Here is a 19,267-nt window from a genome sequence, read left to right on the forward strand (position 1 = left end):
TGGATCCACCCTTGATAGCCTGCATTTCAGATCTTGCTCGTCTGTAGTACTTCCGCCCTTTCCGTGCGCAGGTATTTGGATTGCGAGGTTCCATTGCGAGGCACATCTGTCGCTCTGACCACGGTGTTCGCCGGATTGACCGCGATCGTCACCGCGGTTTCCGCCTATGCCGCACCGGTCACGGTGGACACCCCCGCCCCTCCCAGCGCCGCCGACACCGATGATCCGGGCGCCGATCAGATCCTGCTGAGCTGCCCGCCGACGCCGGACGCCGACGATCCGATGGCCCCGATCCCCGAGCGCGATCCGCTGTGCGGTGAGAACGACCTGAACCTGTACGGCGACATCTACCTGCGCAGCAACGCCTATCGCCGGTTGTCGACCATCTACGGCCCGGACGTCGCGGTCAGCATCATCGGCAACAACCACTTCCAGCTGCGCGATCACTCGGGCAATCTGATCCTGGGCGAGGACCGCAGCACGCTGCACCACATTCCGTTCGGCCGCGAGATCCCGCGCCCGCGATCGGAGAACCAGAGCAACCTCACCCCGCACGAGCTGGCACTGCAGGAGGGCCTGTCCCGGGTGACGGTCGGCATCATGCAGGGCGTGGTGTACACCGGCGACCTCACCGACATGTCGGCGCTGCTGACCACCCCGATCGGCTCGGTCCTCATCCAGGCCCCGGGCACCGGCGCGGACCCGCTGCTGCCGGGCCCCGGCGGCGATCGGGAGTTGCGCCTGCTCAACAACTTCCAGGTGCTGGACGCGCAGGGCCGCTACGTCATGGGCAACACCCTGACCCTGGGTTCGCCGATGGCGCTGTGGCCCAACGCCGCGGTGCCCTGCCCGATCGGCACGGTGCCGGTCTCGCGGGTGCCGCGCGACGAGCTGGACCGCATGCCGGAGAACGCGAGCGCGGCGGGTCTGCCGGACCCGGTCTGCAAGGCGCCCGCGAGCGTGCCGATCGTGGATTACATCGACGATCCGGCCGCGCCGGACGGCGCCGCGCCCCCGCCCGGCGGGATCAAGCCGAATCAGGACCCGGTGCAGCGGCAGAAGGACATCAACGACGCGTACAGCGCCGTGGGCACCCAGTTCGGCCTGGCGGTCGCGATCGGCGGTCTGATCGGCGGCATGACCGGCCTGGTCATCGGCTGCCTGGCCGGTGGCATCGGCGTGGGCGCGGCGGGCACGTTCTCCGCGGCGCTGGCCGGCACCGCCACCGGATTCGCCGGCGGCTGCCTGACCGGCGCGTCACTGCTGGGCGCCATGGGCACCACGATCGGCAGTCTGGCGATCGGCGTGCCGGTCGGCATCATCGCCGGTGTCAACGCCTACGAAACCCTGCGGTTGCAGGGCGATGTGGCGCGCAAGCCCATCGCGGCGGATGTCGCTGTGGCGCAGCAGCTTTCCGCGCCGAACCCGCTGGCCGAGGCCGAGCGGGACCGGCTGGTGAGCGCCGGCATCGCGCCCGAGCTGGCCGCCGCGGTCCCCGCCGAGCTCGCCGCGGCCGTGCCGACCGAGGTCGCCGCCGCGGTCGCGCCCGCACTCGCGGCGGTCGCACCGGCCGCGGTCGAGCAGCAGGTGCGCACGCTCGTCGAGGAACCCGTGCGCACGCTGATCGAGGAGCCGGTGCGGGCGCTGCTCGACCAGCCCGTCGAGTTGTTCGGGCAGCCGGTCCGGGAGCTGCTGGGCGTGCCGCTGCCGTAACCGCACCGCAGGAGCCACGAAAAAGACCGCCGGACAGAGCCTTTCGGCTCGGACCGGCGGTCTCTTCGTATCCGGCCCGCGCGCCGTGACCGGTGGGTGCGGCGGGCCGGGGTCCGGGCGCGCTACTTGCGCAGTTCGACCTTGAGCACCTTGCCGCTGGCGTTGCGCGGCAGTTCGCTCACGATGACCAGGTCCTTCGGGTGCTTGTAGCGAGCCAGCGATTCGTTGAGGAAGGGCGTGAGCTCCTCGATCGTGAGCTCGTCCACGCCCTCGACCAGCGCCACCACCGCGACCGGCACCTCGCCCCACTTCTCGTGCGGGCGGCCGATGACCGCGGCCTCGTGAATCTTGGGGTGCGCGAAGAGCACGTTCTCCACCTCGGCGCAGTAGATGTTCTCGCCGCCGGAAATGATCATGTCCTTCTTGCGGTCCACCACGTAGACGAAGCCCTCCTCGTCCTGGCGCACCAGGTCACCGGAGTGGAACCAGCCGCCGTGGAACGACTCCGCGGTCGCCTCGGGGCGGTTCCAGTACCCCGACATCAGGGTCGGGCCGCGATAGACGATCTCGCCGATCTCGCCGGGGGCGACGTCGTTCATCTCGTCGTCGACCACGCGCACCTGCACGGTCGGGATGGGCTTGCCGACCGAGCCGAGCTTGCGCAGCGCGTCCCGGCCCTCGAGCACGCAGGTGATGGGCGACATCTCGGTCTGGCCGAACACCGCGACGTTCTGCGCGTCCGGGAAGCAGTCGGCCATGGCCCGCAGCACCGAGTCCGAGGCCGGGGCCGCGCCCCAGCACAGCATGCGCAGCGCGAGTTTGCGCTCGCGGACCGTGGGCTCCTCGCAGATGAGCTGCCACTGCACCGGCACACAGAAGGCGGTGGTGGCCTGTTCGGCCTCCACGGCGTCGAGCCATTCGGTGGCGTCGAACGCGCCCAGGGGATGCAGCACGGTCTTGCCGCCGAGCAGGAAGTACGGGGTGAGACTGCCCAGCCCGGCGATGTGGAACAGCGGGGAGGTGCAGAAGCCCACCGACTCCGGGGTGATGTCCATGGCCCGGATACAGGTCAGGCCCTGGGAATTCATGTTCGCGTGCGTGAGCACCGCGCCCTTGGGGGTGCCGGTGGTGCCCGAGGTGTACATGATCAGGCAGGGCGTGTCTTCCGGAATGTCCAGCGGCGCATGCGGTTCGCCGTCCTCGGCGAGGAAGTCCGCGTAGCCGATGACGCCGTCCGCGCTCTGCCCGTTGATCACCACGCAGGTTTCCAGCGCCGGGGCCTGCGCGACCATGGCGACGGCCAGCGGCTGCAGCAGCGTGTCGGTGACGATGGCCTTGGCGCCGCTGTCCCCGACGATGTACGCGACCTCGGGCGGGGTGAGCCGGAAGTTCACCGGCACCGCGATCGCGCCCAGGGCGTTGATGCCGATGACCGCTTCGATGTATTCGGTGTAGTTGAGCGCCAGCAACAGCACGCGATCGCCGAACCCGACCCCGCGCCGGGCGAGCGCGTCGGCGAACTGCTCGGAGCGTTCGTGCAGCGCCTTCCAGCTCGTGTCCACGCCCTTGCACCGGAACGCGGTGTGGTCCGGGCGCATGACGGCGTGGGTAGCGATCTGGTTGACCCAGTGATTGCGGCGCGACCGGATGGGCTGGTCGAGCGGCTGGAACACCGTCATGCCACGTACTCCTCTCGGACCGTCACCGCGGCACCGGCTGTTCCGGGGCCGCCGACGGCTGAACGAGCGTGAGAATACCAACTAACTTTTTGGCGTGACAAGGGTTACAGAGAAGGTTCTGTAGGAAATTTATCATCACTTCATTCAGCAGCTCAGCGCTGGTAAATCGATCATGGTGCTCGATTCGCGCCGGTCAGGTTATCCCCAGGTTCGCCGCGAAGCGGTCTCGATCGCTGCAAACTCCGGCTCACATCGGGCTTGTCCCGCATATGCAACTATGCGAGTATCAAGCCAGTTGTGAGAGGCATGAGAGGACGGCGTTCAATGCTGCGTACCCGGTTCACCGAGACCTTCGGGGTGGAACACCCGATCGTGCAGGGCGGCATGATGTGGGTCGGCCGCGCCGAACTCGCCGCCGCCGTGTCCGAGGCGGGTGGGCTGGGCATCATCACCGCCCTCACCCAGCCCACCCCCGAGGATCTCCTGAAGGAGATCGACAAGGCGCGCGCGCTCACCGACAAGCCGATCGGCGTGAACGTCACCATCCTGCCCTCGATCAATCCGCCGCCGTACGAGGAGTACATGCGGGCGATCATCGAGTCCGGCATCAAGATCGTGGAGACCGCGGGCTCCAACCCCGAGCCCTTCCTGCCGTACTACAAGGAAGCCGGGATCAAGGTGCTGCACAAGTGCACCAGCGTCCGGCACGCCCTCAAGGCGCAGAAGATCGGCGTCGACGGCGTCTCCATCGACGGCTTCGAATGCGCCGGCCACCCGGGCGAGGACGACGTCCCCGGCCTCATCCTGATTCCGGCCGCCACCAAGGCGCTGGAAATCCCGGTGATCGCTTCCGGCGGTATCGCCGACTCGCGCGGCCTGGTCGCGGCGCTGGCGCTGGGCGCCGACGGCGTGAATATGGGAACGCGTTTCATGTGCACCCAGGAATCGGCGATCCACCAGTCGGTCAAGGAGCAGATCGTCGCCAATACCGAACGCGCGACCCAGCTCATCTTCCGCACCATGCACAACACCGCGCGCGTGGCGGACAACGAGATCAGCCGCAAGGTCGTCGAAATCGAGAAGGCCGGCGGCAAGTTCGAGGATGTGCGCGATCTGGTCGCGGGCGCGCGCGGCCGCAAGGTGTTCGAAGAGGGCGATCTGGACGCGGGCATCTGGTCCGCGGGCCAGGTCCAGGGCCTGATCGACGACATTCCGACCTGCGCCGAGCTCATCGGCCGCATGGTGTCCGAGGCCGAGGATCTGATCAAGGCCCGCCTCGGCGGCATGCTCGTCTAGCACCGGACTTCGTCGCCGTGATGCCCTCTCGCCCGCGCGAGGGGGCATCGCGCATTTGTCCGGTGTGAAAGTCCGTGCGTACCAGATAATTCGGGCGAAGATCTCTTAGCCCGATTTGCTAATGGCTATTGCCCATTCGGCTGCCCTGCGCCCTGCGATCCGTCATGCTTTGAGTACACGACTGACGTGTTGGAGGTGCCGAAATGGCAGTCACTCGAATCTATCTCGACGACAACGCGGTACGCCGGGCCATGGCGATTTCGGGCGTTGACACCGAACAGGACGCGGTGAACCTAGCACTGCGCTTCTTCTCCTCGCACGCCACCGCCGCGGACTTCGAACCGCCGCAGCGGCGCGCGGCCACCGCCTGAGCCGGACAGCGCGCCGGGGAGCCGCCTACCGAAGGGTAGCTCCCCGGCGCCGGTCGGCTGCGCGGCCGGCGCGCGAATCGACTTGCGCACCAAACCGATCGGTGTGATCGGACCGTCCACGGCCCGTTCGGATTCCAGCGCGCCCGCACACCGCGGCGAGCGGGGGTGGTGTCACCCACCGGGACCGCGCTGAGTCACAATCTACCTGCGCGAAAGCCCGGCTGGGCCGAGCGAAATCTTGGCAGAATCGCCCGAGGTACCTCGGCGCGCACGTCGCCGGACGCGGGAGGGATTCCTGTGCGGCAGAGTACGAAAGCTTCGACCGATATCGGATCGCCCTTTCCCCGGGTGTCGATCGTGGGTGTCGGCACCCGCGCGACGGGCGCGGCCTTCGACCGGGACTGGTTCGGCATCGGGGAGGTGGAGGCCTCGGGCATGCACGCGCGCCAGCGCGTCACCCTCGAGGTCGCCGTGGAGGCCCTGGACGACTCCGGGCTGGGCGCGGTGGCGCGCGGCTCGAACGCGGCCGTGGTGTTCGGCGCCGCACCGGTTTTCGGCGGCGCGGCGCCCAACGGCGCCCACCAGCTCTCGCGCGCCCTCGACCTGCGCGGACCCAGCCTGCTGGTGCAGAGCGACCGGCTCTCGCCGCTGGTCGCGGTGGACACCGCCATGCGGTTGCTGGCCGACGAGTCGGTCCCTTTCGTGATCACGGGCGGCGTGGATCTGACTCTGCTGCCGCAGTTTTCGGGCATCGCGGTACCCACCGACATCGGCCTGTGCACGGTGCTGGTGTTGCAGCGCACCACCGACACCCAGCGCACCGGCACCCACCGCTACGCCGAAATCCTGGGCGCCGGAATGGGTTTCCCCGCGTCCGGCGTTCGCGACACGCACATCGCCCTGGCCCCGGAGCCGCGGCCCGCACCCGCCCCGCGCGGCGAGCAACCGCCCACCCTGCTCCCGATCTCCGCCCGCGACCACGACGGCCTGCGCGAGCTGGCCGAGCACTGGGCCGAGCGCCTGCCCGCCTACCGCTCACTCGGCGAATTCACCTCCGCGGTAAGCAGACTCGTCCCCGAGCCGGTCCGCGCCGCGGTGCTCGCCCACGACATCGACGACGCCCGCGACCAACTCCACCGCCTCGCCGGCCGGGTCGCCCGCGAGACGACGGAAGGGCCCACCGCGGTGCTCGAACCGGTCGAGGGTGCGCGATCGGGCGGGCTGCTGTGGTTGTTCGCGGGCGGCGGCGGGCACCCGCGGATGGGGCGTGCGCTGGCGGCGCGGCATCCGGTGTTCGCGGCGGCGCTGACCGAGGCAGCGGACGCCGTCGTCGAGGCGGGCGGGCCGCGAGTGTGGACCCCGCGCAACGGTTTCGCGAGCTGCGGTCCCGGCGACGACGACACCCAGCCGGCGCTGTTCGTGTTCCAGTGGGCGCTGGCCGCCCTGCTGCGGGCCTGGGGTCCGCCGCCCGACGCGGTGGCCGGGTACGGGGCCGGGGAGATCGCCGCGGCCGCCGTGGCCGAGGCGATCTCGCTCGCTGACGCCGCCCGGATCGCCGTCGTGCGCGGGCGGCTGCTGGCGAAGATCCCGGACCGGGGTGCGGCCGCGGTGCTGGAGGCCACCCTCGGCGAGGTCACCCGCCTGCTGGAACCGATGCGCGCCGAGGTCGGTGTGGCGGCGATCGAGGGCCCCCGCTCGATCACGGTCGCGGGCGATCCGCGCTACGTGGACACCCTCATCCGGCGCGCCCACCCGCCGCGCCATTCCTGCGCGCCGGGTGGCAGGCCGCCGGACCTCCCGTTTACCGTCCGGTGGGTGGATCGGCCGAAGTGTGATCGGTGCGGGTGGGATCTGTTCGGGCCGCCGGTATTTCGGAGCCGATCACCGGCGGCATACAGGGCGGCGGGGACCCGAGGAGCTCGGATTCGCGGTTTCTGATCAGCCAGGCCGGGGTTTTGTGGTCCGCGTCGGCATCGGCGCCGGTGCGCGCGCCGGGCGGGTACATGCCGGGCATGAAGCCCATGGGCTGTGCGGTGGATCGAACCGCGGGGGCGGAGTGGGTCGATGGTGCTGCGACAGAAGGGAATCCGCCGGAGTTCGGTTGCGGGTAGCTGCGGCCCGGTCCGCCGGACGGCGGTGAACCCGGGCCGGAGCCACCCGGTGCGAGCGGTTGGCCGGGCGTCGACCGGTGGCCGGGTGCGGCGGGGGAGACGGGCGTCGTGGGCGAGCCGGGTGCGGATGGATTCGGCCCGGGAATAGACGGATTCGCCTCGGCGGGGACGGATGGATTCGCGGCGCGGCCGGGAATCGGGCGTTCCGAGCGCTCAGCGCTGCCCTCCCCGGTGGATGCGAACACAGGGCGGCTCTGCTCGTGGACCTGCTGTCCGGCTGCGCTTTCGGCAGCGGTCTCGGCACCGGATCTCGAGGCCGCTTCTCCCGAATAGGCAGGTTCCAGGCCATCGGTCGCGGATTCCGCACCGACGAGCGCACTTTCGGTGTCCCGGCGTGCGGTCGCCTCGCTTTGCTCTCCCGCGCCGGTGGCAGGGGGGAGCTGCGCAGCCACGACCTGCCCGCTCGGGCCGCCGCCGCCCAGCAGCCGGTTGCCGGCCCCCTCGGTCCCCGCATTGCCGATGCCCGGCGCATAAACCGCGGAGAAGGCCGGAACCCCCGATCCCGCAGCCGGATACGTCGGCACGTAGTTGGCGTCCAGCGCCGCGAGCGCCTGCAGGTACAGCTCCTTCCCGCGCGCTTCCGGGTCGTGCGCGCCCCCGGCCTCGGCTCCGATCATCGTGGCCACGTGCGGAGCGGTCGCCGCCCAGTCCTGTTCCAGCGGTGGCGGAACGCTCCGCCGCACGGCCTCCGCGCCGTAGGCCGCCGCGGTGATCCGATGCCCGGTGCTGTGCGCGACCCCCACCACATCCATTGCGTCCAAAACGAATTCACGAACCGCGAGCATGGCCGCGTCCGCGATCCGCCCCGCCATACCCTCCCCAATGGCGGCCTCGGTGGTAGCCCCCACCGCGAACGCCGCCCCCGACAACCCGTCCGCGACCTCGACCCACCCGTCGGCCAGCTCCCGCATGGCCCCCGGATCCATGTCCCGCACACCCGCGTAGATCTCCGCATGAGACAACCCCGGAAACCACTCCAGCCGCTGAATGTAATCCGGGTCCACACCCCCGCCCCGTACTCGCCCCTGCTCCCGCTCGGCCCCGGCCTGCGCCCGCCGCGCTCGCTCCCGCCACCCGTCCTCCGCCACGCCACCCTCCCCACACCGGTTCCATCACCAACTAGGACGCGCCCCACACCCGCCGGGTTCCCCCCCACCAACCCGGTGTTTCGTTCACGACCCCAACCGCGGACTTCCTTGCGCCGGCCACCTCTCCGCGCGCCGACAGCGTCGGGCGATCCTGGGCGCGCCCATCCAAACGGTGGTGCCATGTACGAAGGTCGTTCGCGAACTGCGATCCAGCCACTCATGGCCGACGGTATCGCCGAGTTCGGTGAGTGTGCTGACCACCGTGCCGGGCCCGGTCACCACGTCGAACAGATCGCGCGGCAGTCCGGGCGGCCGGTAGTTCGGCATCGGCGAGCGAGGAGTGGCACCGGCGAACCTGGCCCACGCGCCCGGCTGGACCGTGTGCGCCAGTTTTCAGCGGCACAACCGGAGTCAGGTGATCGTCGAAGTGGGAGGGCTCGCCAAGGAGCGGCAGCGTTCGAATTATCGGATAGCCGTTGCGGGCAGCGGAATTGCCGAGATCGGTGCCGTGGGAGGTCGGCTGGCGCTGCATCACCGCCCGGCCGTCACTCCTGTTCGAACGGTGTGCCGATCCGCAGGCGGTTGCCGTCGGGGTCGGTCAGCTCCACCTCGCGCGCCCAGGGCGCGGTTTCGACCGGCACGCCGAACTCCGTTGCCACCGTGTCGATGTCGCGGACGCGGAGGTAGACCAGGGTGTTCGGGCGGGCGTCGCCCTCGTGTTCGGAGAGGAAGAGTTTGACCGGGCCGCGGGCGACCTCTACGAAGGCGGGGAACGCGGGTTCGAAGCGGTGCTCCCACCGGAAGGTGAAGCCCAGACGTTCGTACCAGCGCACCGCTGCCGAAGCGTCGGCCACGCGCAGAACCGGAATTGCCTCCTCGTGCATGGGGAGAATCCTCGCACGCGCGGGCGCTGTTCCGGCATGCGCGGACCTGCGCCCGTGGTGCCACAGCGCCACCGCCGCACGCTGATCGAGGAATGGGTGCCGCGTCGACGCCCGATTCGAGGGAGTAAGCCCGGGTACTCGGCCGATCGGCCGTTGACCAACGGCACCGGCGGCGCAGCGGTCGATCCGCCCGCGGCAGCAGAACGCGGGCGGGGGTAATGCGGCGATCGGACACCGCGAGGTGGGTCGCGCACCTCGGCCGCAGTACTTCACGCGCAGGTCAGTGCCCGGGCTGTGCAGTAGGGTGGGGCGGCGATCAGGTGGAGGTGTTGCGGTGGGACGGGTGCTGGCGCAGGGTCAGGTATTCGCCGGGTATCGAATCGAGCGGTTGATCGGGGCGGGCGGGATGGGGGAGGTCTACCTCGCGCACGACCGGGACCTGCCGCGCATGATCGCGCTCAAGGTGCTGGGTCCCGCCGTGTCCGACGACGCCGATGTGCGTTCGCGTTTCCTGCGCGAGGCCGACACCGTGGCGCGGTTGTCGCACCCGAACATCGTGGCCGTCTTCGCGCGCGGCGAGGAGGCCGGGCAACTGTGGATGGCCATGCAGTACGTGGACGGCACCGATCTGTCCGCCGTGTTGTCCGGGGGCCCGGTGCCGCCCGCGCGCGCGGTGCGCATCGTCACCGAGGTCGCCAAAGCCCTGGACCGCGCCCACGCCTCCGGCGTCCTGCATCGTGATGTGAAGCCCGCCAACATTTTGCTCGCCTCGGGCACGGGCGCGGAGGTCTTCCTCGCCGACTTCGGCATCGCCAAGGTGCTCGACCATGTCGGCGAGGCCACCCGCACCGGCCAGCTCTACGCCAGCCTGCGCTACGCCGCCCCGGAGCAATTCGAGGCCCGCACCGCCGTTTCCGCCCGCACCGATGTCTACGCGCTCGGCGGCACCCTCTACCACCTGCTCACCGGCAACCCGCCCTACGCGGGCGAGAGTCCGGGCCAACTGCTGCACGGGCACTTGAATCTGCCTGTCCCGCAACCCACTTCCAGCCGGTCCGAGCTTCCCGGCGGCTTCGACACCGTCGTGACCACCGCCCTCGCCAAGGACCCGGAGCACCGCTTCGCCTCGTGCGGCGAGCTGGCCGCCGCGGCCCAGCAGGCCCTGGCCGGACTGCCGATCGCCGGTGTTCCGGACGCCACGCCCCGGCCGGCCGCCGACGCGGACAACGCCGCGATGACGACCACCGTTCTGCCCAGGGTGGGCGCGGAACTGGTTGCCGCGCACGTCTTCTCGGGCGGAGGCAGCCGCTGGCCCGCCGACGCGCCGACCGAGCGTGCCGACGTGAGCGCCCCGGCCGAACCCCCGTCCGCGCCGCCCGCGAACCCGTCCCGTCGCCGCGGCATTCTCGCCCGGACGGCCCTGGTGCTGGGCTGGCTCGCCCTCGTCATCGGCGTGACCGGCATCGTCCTGCACTACACCTCGTGGCGTTCCGAATACGTTGTGCTGGCCGCCTCGTTCGCCTCCTTCTTCATGCTCGGCTCCGTCGTGGCGGTGGCGCTGTTTCTGGCGGCGCGGCAATGGCGCACCGCGGCGGGAGCTGCGGCCGCAGTCGCCGCCGCGCTCTGGACGCAGTTCCCGATGCTGGTGCCCGACGGCACCGCGCCACCGGGTATCGACGTCACGGTGATGCAGTCGAACATCCTGTTCGGGCACGCCGACGCGGACGCCATCGTGCGCGAGGTACGCGAGAACGGCGTCGAGGTTCTGACCCTCGCCGAACTCACCCCCGAGGCCCTGGCCCGCCTCCAAGCGGCGGGCCTGGAAACCGAACTGCCCTACTACTACGTGGAACCGGCCGCCGGCGGCCAGGGTTCGGGCGTCTACAGCAGGTACCCGCTGCAGGACGCGAGCAGGCTTCCGCGGTTCTCCCTCCACAGCATTCGCGCCACCATGCTGCATCCGGAGCGCGGGCCGATCACCGTGTTCCAGTTCCACCCGGTCCCGCCGAATCTGAACTACCCCGCCTGGCAGGCCGAGATGCGCGAACTGCGCGACGTCCTCGATCAGCAGCCGGGCAAGGTCATCGTCGGCGGTGACTTCAACGCCACCTACGATCACACCGCGTTCCGGGATCTGTTGCGCGGCAGGTATGCCGATGCCGCCGAACTGGTCGGCGTCGGCGCGATGCCGACCTGGCCGGACAATCAGGCGTGGGGTCGTTTCCCGCTCATCGGCATCGACCGGGTACTGGTCGCGGACGGCCATGCGACCGAGGTGCATTCGGTGAGCATTCCCGAGACCGACCACCGCGCGGTCATCGCGAAACTGCGTCTCTGAGAACGAAACCCGCCCTCGCACGATGAGACTTCGCTCTCGAGTATTGCGAGATCGCGCATTCGAGTGACTCCGGGGGCGGATACTCGTAATCGGGGAGGCGGCCGAACCCCGCCGTCTCGAGATTCGGACCATACGGTCCGGGGCTTTCCTCGGGAGGCGAGATGCGCGTATCGCGTTGCCGGGCGGCCCTGGCCGCGGTCCTGCTGCTGGCGGGGCTGGCGCTCACCGGCTGCGAGTCGGTGCGAGTTCCAGGCACACAACGGGTTTCGGATCGCGTGGACAATCCCTTCGAGCTGGACGGCGCCGCCTCGGCCACCGGACCCAGCGGCCCGCGCTCCGGCGTCCAGGACGCGACCCTGACCGCCGCGAACGGCGACGGCGGCCCGGTCGATCAACTCGTCCTCAACGCCCTGTCGGATCTGCGGGAGTACTGGGAGCGCGAGTACGCCAGGACCCTGCCCGGGGCATTCACTCCCGTCGGCAAGTTCCTGTCCTGGGATGCCACCGCCGCCCGCGCGCAATCGCCGACCTTCTGCCGCGACAGCACTTTTCAGCAGATCAACGCCGCCTACTGCGGGGTCGATCAATCCATCGGCTGGGATCGCGGCGTCCTGCTCCCGGAACTGATCCGCAAGTTCGGCCCCATGTCCGTGGTGATGGTGATCGCGCACGAGTACGGGCATTCGCTGCAGGACCAGGCCCGCCTCAACGGCGTGCTCACCCCGACGGTGGTGCGCGAACAGCAGGCCGACTGTTTCGCCGGCGTGTTCATTCGGCATGTGGCGGAGGGCGATTCGCGCCACTTCACCATCAACACCACCGACGGGCTGAACAACGTGCTCGGCGCGACCATCGCGGTGCGCGATCAGGAACCCGGTGGCGCGGGTGACGAACACGGCACCGCCTTCGAACGCGTCACGGCCGTGCAGATCGGCTACACCGAAGGCGCGGACGCGTGTAAACGCATCTCCCGCGAGGAATTGGCGCAGCGGCGCGGCACCCTGCCCACCAGCTTCCTGCCCGGCGAACAGGAGACCCAGTTGCCGGTGAACCGGGCCTCGCTGGATCTGCTGACGCAGTCGCTGGCCCGGGTGTTCCCGCTCGGCAAGGCCCCGGTGTACGACTACGCGGGGGTGAGCGGGCGCTGCTCGAATATCACCGCGACCGAACCGGTGTCGTTCTGCCCGTCCACCAACACCATCGGCGCGGACGTTCCGGAGCTGGCCAAGCGCGCCCGCGATCGGGACGACGGCGGACTGCTGGCCTCGACGGTCGTGGGCGACTACAGCGCCTTCGTGGTCTTCATCTCGCGGTACACCCTTGCGGTGCAACAGGATCGCAAGCTGGACCTCACCGGCGCGGAGACCGCGGGACTGCGCGCGGCATGCCTGTCGGGGGCCTTCACCACCAGTCTGAGTCAGCCCGGCAACGACCTGCGGCTGTCCGCGGACGATCTCGACGAGGCGGTCTCCGGCCTGCTGGCCGACGGGCTGGCCGCCGCGGACGTGAACGGTTCGGTGGTGGCGAGCGGATTCGTCCGGCTGGAGGCGTTCCGCACCGGCGTCCTGGACGGCGATGCGGCCTGCCTCAGCACGTACGGGTAGGTCGCGCGACGCGTACCGAAAGTATCGATATGTCAACGGATCACGCACACGAGGCTGCCGCACGACGAACAGCGGTGACTCCTACGGCAACCTCGAACCCGCCCTCCGCGAACTCGCGGGTCCGGCCCGCGCCCGGCTGCGCGAGGCCACCGGCCGGCGCGGTCGGCTGCCCGAGCGTTCGGATGGCGCCGCACACTCGAGTCACCGCCGCCGGGTGTCCGGCCCGGCGGGTGCCGTCCGGGTGCGTCGAGCACCCGAACAGCGTTGCCGCACAGGGTAGAAACCTCAGGCGGGCAGGTGCGCCTCGAGCCACTGCACGGTATCGGTGAGCACCTTGTCCTGCTCCGGCTCGTTGAAGATCTCGTGGTACAGCCCGTCGTAGCGCAGCACCGTCTTGTCCGCCGAGGCCGCACCCCGCTCGACCAGATCCGCGCCGACTGGGGAGACCAGCCCGTCGGCCAGCCCCTGCTGGAGCAGCACCGGCACGGTCAGCCGGTCCAGGTGCGCCTGCACGAATTCCCCGGCCTTGAGCATCTCGGTCGCGGTCCGCGCGGGCACGCTGCCGTGGAAGACCAGCGGATCGGTGTCGTAGGCGCGCACCACCTCCGGGTCGCGGCTCACCAGCGACGAATCCAGCTTCACCACCGGCAGATTCGGGGCCAGCTTGGAGATCACGGGGGCCAGCAGCTTCTGCACGGCGTTGCCCGCGTCCACCACGATCGCGGGCGCGGACAGCACGATGCCGTTCACCTCGACGGGCGCGCGGGTGGCCCAGTAGGCCACGGTGAGCCCGCCCATGCTGTGTCCGATGACGAAGCGCGGCAGCCCCGGATGTTTGTCGGTGGCCAGCCGCAGCAGCGCCCCGACGTTGTCCGCGGCCCCGTCGAGCGATTCGACGTTCGCCTTGCCGCCGGCCGAGCGCCCGTGCCCGATGTGGTCGAGCGCGTAGACCGCGAACCCGGCCTCGTTCAGGCGCGCCGCGACGTGGGCGTACCGCCCGGAGTGCTCGGCGTAGCCGTGCACGATCACCGCCACCGCGCGCGGCTCGCCCTCGGGCAGCCACGCCTGCCAGTACACGCGCCCGCCCGCGCCCTGCAGCTCGCCGGTCTCGTTCCGGGTCATCCTCGTCCCTCTCGGTTCGGTGGTCGCCGCCGCCGGCCCGCCCATCGGCGCGGTTCGCCCGATTTGTCGAGCCCGGCCGAGCCATTCTCGCGCACCGCCCCCCGAACCACCGCCCAACCGCCCGCACTCGCCGAACCCCGCCCGAGTGGTCAGCGCCGACGGGCCGGAGATCCGGTTTCCGGTGCGACACCCGCCAGTGCCGGTCCGGGGGGAGGCCGGCCGGTCGATCGGCAGCCGGGTCAGTCCCGGGGCGCGGCGAGCCGGTCGATCAGGAGCCGGTTGAAGGTGATCAGGCGGGCGTAGTTCGCGCGGGAGATGCGTTCGTCGCTGCCGTGGATGCGTTCCAGGTCCGCGCCGGTGAGGATGATGGGCGCGAAGTTGCAGCGGGTTCCGGCCAGGTCGTCGTAGTGCCGGGAGTCGGTCGCACCCGGGACCAGGCCCACGGTGACGGCGATGCCGGGCACGGTCGCTTCGGCGACGGCGGCGACCAGGTCGAAGACCGGGCCGGCGGAGGGGGTGGCCGAAGGCTCGGAGGACGCGCCCGCCAGTTCTACGGTGATCTCCGGGTCCCGAATCACCTTGCGGCAGTGCGCCAGTACGTCGGCCACCGAATCACCGGGCAGGATGCGGAAATTCACGAAGGCTTCGGCCTTCTGCGGCAGCACATTGGGTTTGACGCCGCCGCGGATGACGGTCGGGGCGGTCGTGGTGCGCACCAGCGCTTCCGACTGCGGACGGGCCGCCATGATGCGGGTCACCGCGGGCGCGACGAACCGGGCGATCGAGAGCAGGCTGCGGCGCGGCTCCTTCATGACATCGCGCAGCCGCGTGAGCATGTCGAGGGTGACCGGGGTGAGGCGCAGCGGGAACGGATGGTCCTGCACCCGCGCCACCGCCCGGGCCAGCTGCCCGACCGCTGTCTGGCGGCCGGGCATCGAGGAGTGCCCGCCGGTCGCGGCGATCGAGAGCCGCACGGTGGCATATCCCTTCTCGCCCACCATGATCGTGGCGACCGGGGTGTCCACCCCGTCGGCGACCCCGGTGGTGATCACCCCGCCCTCGTCCAGCAGCAGCTCCGCGTGCACCCCGGCCTCGCGCAGCCGCGCCGCCATCCGCACCGCGCCCTGATCGCCGAAGACCTCCTCGTCGTGCCCGAACGCCAGATACACGGTGTCCCTGGGCTGTACGCCCGCGGCGAGGGCGGCTTCCACCGCCTCCAGGATCGCGAGCACCCGGCTCTTGTCGTCGATCGCCCCGCGCCCCCAGATGAATTCGGCGTCCACGGTTCCGGAGAACGGCGGATGCGTCCATCGATCCGGATCGTCGACGGGCACGACGTCCATGTGCGCCAGCAGAATCGCCGACGTGCGATCGGTGTCCGCGCTGCCCGGCCAGCGATAGAGCCTGCTGTGGCCGAACAGTTCGCACTCGAGCCGCGCGTGCACCAGCGGGAACGACTCCTCGAGATGAGCCGCGAGCCGGTCGAACTGGGTGTGGTCGGTCGCGGAGTCGTCCTCGCGCGAGACCGTCACGCAGCGCAGCGCGACGGCCAGGCGTTCGGCGGTGGCGTCGTCCACGGTGGTGGCGGCGGGAGCGGTCCGGGTCATCTGTCACCTGTCCTGGGCGGGAAGTCGGCGGTCACCTGAGTATTCGCGATGAGGTCCGGTGCCAGTGTGACCGCCTTCTCCGCGCGCCACTTGGGAATGCCCTCCGCCATGGTGCCCGGCAGATCCGCCGCGCGCGCCGTGCCCAGCAGCGGCAGCCGCAGTTGCGCGGCGGTGACCGTCACCCGGGACAGGGTCGGCGTGTGGGTCCACATGTCGTCCACCACGTCGGTGATCCGCACCCCGATCCGGTGCCCGGCCGCCAGCGGCCAGTCCTGGGCGAGCATGCGCACCTGCGCGGTCGGGGTGACCGGCGCGATGCCGCGGGTGATGACGGTGGCCCGCCCGGCGGGGTCGATGTCGTACAGCTCCAGCGCGACCGTGGCTCCGCTCGGCCCGTCGAGGCTCACCGTCGCCGAGGCCGCGCCCGCCAGGTGCTCGTCCCGCGCCAGCGGCTGGGTGACGGTCCAGATCTCGCGATCGGGCCCGGTCACGAAGCCGCGGTCGAGGTAGCTGCCGGTCTTCAGATCCACGGTCACCGATCGGTTGTCCGCCGGGGGCCACGCGGTTTCCGACCGCCAGCCGCCGTCGAACTGCCCCACCGTGATTCGCGGTCCGGGGACCGTCACGTCCTTGCCCGCCACGTGTTTGTCGAAGAAGGCGAGCAGTTCTTCGTTGAAGGTGGAGCGCCCGCATTTGGCGGCGCAGTCCCGATGTCCCCACTGCCCGAACCAGGCCTTGTGCTCACCGGGCCCGAGCGCGTTCCACACCTCGAAGACGCGATCGGCCCGGGTGTTGTAGTCCAGGAATCCCTGTCCGAGGAACAGCGGAATGGTGTTGCCCCGCAGGCGTTCCACCATGTCGCGATCGCGCCAGAACTCGGTGGCGCCGTCGTGGTTCATGATGCCGTCGAGGTAGCCCTGATAGCAGCTCGGATCGATGGTGACGGCGTTGGTGCGGTATTCGGCCGAATCTTCCCAGTGCGCGGGCGTCGTGGCGATCAGCAGATGTTCGATGCCCGCGAGATCGCCGGGCCGGATACCGGTTTCGGTGATCGGCTTGCCCGAGAACTTCCACGCCTGACCCTGCATGTACAGGTAGGAGTACGGGTCGACCACCGGTGCGAAGGATGCCACCGCGGCCAGGCCCACCGGCTTCTCCACCAGGCCCATGAACCCGGTCCAGCCCTCGTAGGAGATGCCGTGCAGGCCCACCTTGCCGGTCGACCAGGGTTGTCCCGCGGCCCATTCCACCGCGGTCTTCACATCCTGCCGCTCGCCCGGGCCGCCGTAGTCGGGGCAGCCGTTGGAGCCGCCGAAGCCGCGCAGGTCCGCGATCACATAGGTGTATCCGGCGTCGAGGAACGTATCGACCTGGAGGTTCTCCACCGACGGCCCGCCCTCGGGACGCGGCAGGGTCAGGTAGGCCAGGTGCGCGCGGTACGGACTCACGGTCATGATGACCGGGGTCCGCACGTCGTCGGCGATGCCGGCGGGCCGCAGCACGTCCACGTGCAGTCGCGTCCCGTCCGGGGTGGTGATGTACTCCTGCCGCCACTGGTAGCCGGGTTCGGCCGCCGCCTGCCCGGGCGCCACCAGTGCCCCCAGCACCAGTAACAGTCCGACCAGGGCGCGCCACAACACCATCCGCATGATCACCATCTGACCCTGCCGGTTCCCGTGGCCGCGAACCAGCCCCAGGAATCGGGGTGGCCGGCGGCTACACCGGGCGCAGGTTGATCATCTTGCGCAGGCGGGCGCGGTCGCGCTCGAGGCGACGGGCCTCGTAGGCGATGGGGAAGTAGCGGACGCGTTCGGGCAGGTGCGGCACGGTGCGGCCGATGACCCAGCCCAGTGCCTTGAGCTTGCGCTCATCGCTCGCGGTCCAGGTCAGGCCGAGCTTCTCGCGAATGATCTCGGGGGTGGTGCCGACGGTGAAGAAGTACTGCATCTTGCCCAGCGGGGTCGCCGCCACGTTCCACAGCGGGTGCAGCACGGCCGGAACCTGCTTGGGCGGGGCCAGGGTCTGAATGACCTTCAGGTAGTCGTAGGCCACGTTCGTCACTTCGAGATGGTTCTCGACCTGGTCGTAGAACCACGGCTCCCACTCGGCGTAGGTCGCGGGAATCTCCTTGGGCGCCACCGAGAAATTGCGCATGAGCTGTACCACCTCGCGGTAGTACGACTCCTTGTCGGCGTCGGTGAGCTTGTCGTCGGAGAAGTACTTGTTGCCCTCGACGAAGGCGTGCACGGCCGTGTGCAGCACCCAGGCCCACGGCCCCGAGGCCAGCGCCTGGTGCTTGCGGCCCTGGCCGTCGGTGGAATTGAGGGTGGCGTGCATGGACCGCAGTCGCGCGGCCTCGGCCAGCGCCTCCTCCCCGCCGTAGATCCACATCATCACCGAGGCGACGCTGCGCGCGGCCCGGCCCAGGGCGTCGGTGCGGAAGCTGGAGTGCTCGTCGACGACGGCGGCGATACTCGGTTCCATCGTCTGCAGCAGGAAGGCCGACCCCGCGGTGAGCGAGAAGGTGATCAGCCCGGTGTCCTCCCACATGCGAGTTCCGGGGGTGAAGACCTGGCGCTCGGGGCGGCCGGCTCCGGACGCGTGCTCGATCGGCGCTACGGCGGCGGTCATGGTGATCTCCTTTGATCACGGTCCTGCCGGAGCGCCACGCTCCGGCGGGACCGGTCTCCGACAAGATGAGAGGGATACGGTCGAATCTTCTCATCATCTCGGCGCGGTGGCAACCGTCACAGCCGACTCGATTCGATCACCAAGCGCGCCAGAACTATTCGCTGCCCCGGATGATTCGACGGCGTAGGATCGCGGCGATGAACAGAACGAGCGCGATGTGACCACCGAATGGGACGCGTTCGCGCTGGCACTGGCACGATGTCTGGCGCAATTGCCGTCCCGGGCCACGCTGATCATCGCGGCCACCGGAAATCGCTACGTGCAATTCCAGCAGTTCGATATCAAGCTCTCCGCCGAACTCACCGGCAATTACTATCTCGCGGAACCGATTCCGGAAGCCGCCGCGCAGAAACTCCGCGACCTGGGCTGGTCTGCGCCCGCCCTGCGCCGCGAAATCGAGAACTGGCGGCGCTCGCTGCTGTGGCCGATCTCGCGCGGGCGGCTGGAGGAACTGGCCCGCTCGGTGGTGATCGGCCTGCACGACGCCCTGGGCATCGAATCCCCGGGTCAGCTGCGGGCTGTCGGCTGGACCGAAGCCTCCGATGACCTGGACCTGAGCGCCTTCGACTCCATCGTGCCCCGGGGGATCGGCTGACGCCTTCGAACCGCGAGCAAGTTTCGACTTGACAGTTACTGTCACAAAGGGAGATGCTTGCACTGCGCGGCTCGTCGTGGACGGCAACCAACTCCACGGTCGCGCGAC

At 70.0% G+C, this 19,267-nt stretch carries 13 protein-coding genes; 7 read left to right on the forward strand and 6 right to left on the reverse strand.

Going from position 1 to position 19,267, the window contains the following annotated elements; translation table 11 throughout:
- Nucleotides 1–93 precede the first annotated feature (93 nt).
- Nucleotides 94–1,713 carry a hypothetical protein gene (locus ABZ319_RS04785; RefSeq protein ID WP_354984960.1) on the forward strand — a complete coding sequence of 540 codons (1,620 nt, stop codon included), beginning with the start codon at nucleotides 94–96 and terminating at the stop codon, nucleotides 1,711–1,713.
- Nucleotides 1,714–1,835: 122 nt separating this feature from the next.
- On the opposite strand, the gene fadD5 is transcribed toward ABZ319_RS04785, so the two are convergent.
- Nucleotides 1,836–3,392, reverse strand: coding sequence for a fatty-acid--CoA ligase FadD5 (gene fadD5, locus ABZ319_RS04790; RefSeq protein ID WP_354984961.1), 1,557 nt, complete (start codon nucleotides 3,390–3,392; stop codon nucleotides 1,836–1,838).
- A gap of 324 nt (nucleotides 3,393–3,716) precedes the next feature.
- On the opposite strand from fadD5, the gene ABZ319_RS04795 reads away from it, so the two are divergent.
- The 3 genes from ABZ319_RS04795 (at nucleotide 3,717) to ABZ319_RS04805 (ending at nucleotide 6,997) form a co-directional block, all read left to right on the forward strand.
- The gene (locus ABZ319_RS04795) at nucleotides 3,717–4,688 is read left to right on the forward strand and encodes a nitronate monooxygenase family protein (protein WP_354984962.1); all 972 of its coding nucleotides are present in this window, start codon (nucleotides 3,717–3,719) and stop codon (nucleotides 4,686–4,688) included.
- A gap of 203 nt (nucleotides 4,689–4,891) precedes the next feature.
- Entirely contained in the window at nucleotides 4,892–5,059 is a 168-nt protein-coding gene (locus tag ABZ319_RS04800; protein WP_354984963.1) for a type II toxin-antitoxin system VapB family antitoxin, read from the forward strand.
- 357 nt (nucleotides 5,060–5,416) lie between these two features.
- Entirely contained in the window at nucleotides 5,417–6,997 is a 1,581-nt protein-coding gene (locus ABZ319_RS04805; RefSeq protein ID WP_354984964.1) for an acyltransferase domain-containing protein, read from the forward strand.
- 1,866 nt (nucleotides 6,998–8,863) lie between these two features.
- Here ABZ319_RS04805 and ABZ319_RS04810 read toward each other — a convergent pair.
- On the reverse strand, nucleotides 8,864–9,202 hold the full coding sequence (locus ABZ319_RS04810) for a glyoxalase superfamily protein (RefSeq protein WP_354984965.1): 339 nt from the start codon (nucleotides 9,200–9,202) through the stop codon (nucleotides 8,864–8,866).
- A gap of 334 nt (nucleotides 9,203–9,536) precedes the next feature.
- On the opposite strand from ABZ319_RS04810, the gene ABZ319_RS04815 reads away from it, so the two are divergent.
- On the forward strand, nucleotides 9,537–11,540 hold the full coding sequence (locus ABZ319_RS04815; RefSeq protein WP_354984966.1) for a protein kinase: 2,004 nt from the start codon (nucleotides 9,537–9,539) through the stop codon (nucleotides 11,538–11,540).
- 161 nt (nucleotides 11,541–11,701) lie between these two features.
- On the forward strand, nucleotides 11,702–13,144 hold the full coding sequence (locus ABZ319_RS04820) for a metallopeptidase (RefSeq protein WP_354984967.1): 1,443 nt from the start codon (nucleotides 11,702–11,704) through the stop codon (nucleotides 13,142–13,144).
- 285 nt (nucleotides 13,145–13,429) lie between these two features.
- On the opposite strand, the gene ABZ319_RS04825 is transcribed toward ABZ319_RS04820, so the two are convergent.
- The 4 genes from ABZ319_RS04825 to ABZ319_RS04840 form a co-directional block, all read right to left on the reverse strand.
- Nucleotides 13,430–14,266: a lysophospholipase gene (locus ABZ319_RS04825; protein ID WP_354984968.1), complete on the reverse strand. Its 837-nt coding sequence runs from the start codon at nucleotides 14,264–14,266 to the stop codon at nucleotides 13,430–13,432.
- Between the two features lie 239 nt (nucleotides 14,267–14,505).
- On the reverse strand, nucleotides 14,506–15,873 hold the full coding sequence (locus ABZ319_RS04830; RefSeq protein WP_354984969.1) for a M20/M25/M40 family metallo-hydrolase: 1,368 nt from the start codon (nucleotides 15,871–15,873) through the stop codon (nucleotides 14,506–14,508).
- Nucleotides 15,870–17,522 carry a CocE/NonD family hydrolase gene (locus tag ABZ319_RS04835; RefSeq protein ID WP_354984970.1) on the reverse strand — a complete coding sequence of 551 codons (1,653 nt, stop codon included), beginning with the start codon at nucleotides 17,520–17,522 and terminating at the stop codon, nucleotides 15,870–15,872. Before ABZ319_RS04835 ends, ABZ319_RS04830 begins: the two co-directional genes overlap by 4 nt.
- A gap of 67 nt (nucleotides 17,523–17,589) precedes the next feature.
- Nucleotides 17,590–18,504 carry an oxygenase MpaB family protein gene (locus ABZ319_RS04840; protein ID WP_354984971.1) on the reverse strand — a complete coding sequence of 305 codons (915 nt, stop codon included), beginning with the start codon at nucleotides 18,502–18,504 and terminating at the stop codon, nucleotides 17,590–17,592.
- 217 nt (nucleotides 18,505–18,721) lie between these two features.
- Here ABZ319_RS04840 and ABZ319_RS04845 point away from each other — a divergent pair, with 217 nt between their 5' ends.
- Nucleotides 18,722–19,159 (forward strand): hypothetical protein, encoded by a 438-nt coding sequence (locus ABZ319_RS04845; protein WP_354984972.1) that lies wholly within the window; start codon nucleotides 18,722–18,724, stop codon nucleotides 19,157–19,159.
- Nucleotides 19,160–19,267 lie beyond the last annotated feature (108 nt).

It is taken from the genome of Nocardia sp. NPDC005978 (assembly GCF_040614455.1).
Classification (GTDB): Bacteria; Actinomycetota; Actinomycetes; order Mycobacteriales; family Mycobacteriaceae; genus Nocardia.

Bases quoted from the DNA above. Each gene is read 5' to 3' on its own strand.
- fadD5 (WP_354984961.1), bottom strand. From the start codon at position 3,392: ATGACGGTGTTCCAGCCGCTCGACCAGCCCATCCGGTCGCGCCGCAAT.
- ABZ319_RS04795 (WP_354984962.1), top strand. From the start codon at position 3,717: ATGCTGCGTACCCGGTTCACCGAGACCTTCGGGGTGGAACACCCGATC.
- ABZ319_RS04800 (WP_354984963.1), top strand. From the start codon at position 4,892: ATGGCAGTCACTCGAATCTATCTCGACGACAACGCGGTACGCCGGGCC.
- ABZ319_RS04810 (WP_354984965.1), bottom strand. From the start codon at position 9,202: ATGCACGAGGAGGCAATTCCGGTTCTGCGCGTGGCCGACGCTTCGGCA.
- ABZ319_RS04820 (WP_354984967.1), top strand. From the start codon at position 11,702: ATGCGCGTATCGCGTTGCCGGGCGGCCCTGGCCGCGGTCCTGCTGCTG.
- ABZ319_RS04825 (WP_354984968.1), bottom strand. From the start codon at position 14,266: ATGACCCGGAACGAGACCGGCGAGCTGCAGGGCGCGGGCGGGCGCGTG.
- ABZ319_RS04830 (WP_354984969.1), bottom strand. From the start codon at position 15,873: ATGACCCGGACCGCTCCCGCCGCCACCACCGTGGACGACGCCACCGCC.
- ABZ319_RS04835 (WP_354984970.1), bottom strand. From the start codon at position 17,522: ATGCGGATGGTGTTGTGGCGCGCCCTGGTCGGACTGTTACTGGTGCTG.
- ABZ319_RS04840 (WP_354984971.1), bottom strand. From the start codon at position 18,504: ATGACCGCCGCCGTAGCGCCGATCGAGCACGCGTCCGGAGCCGGCCGC.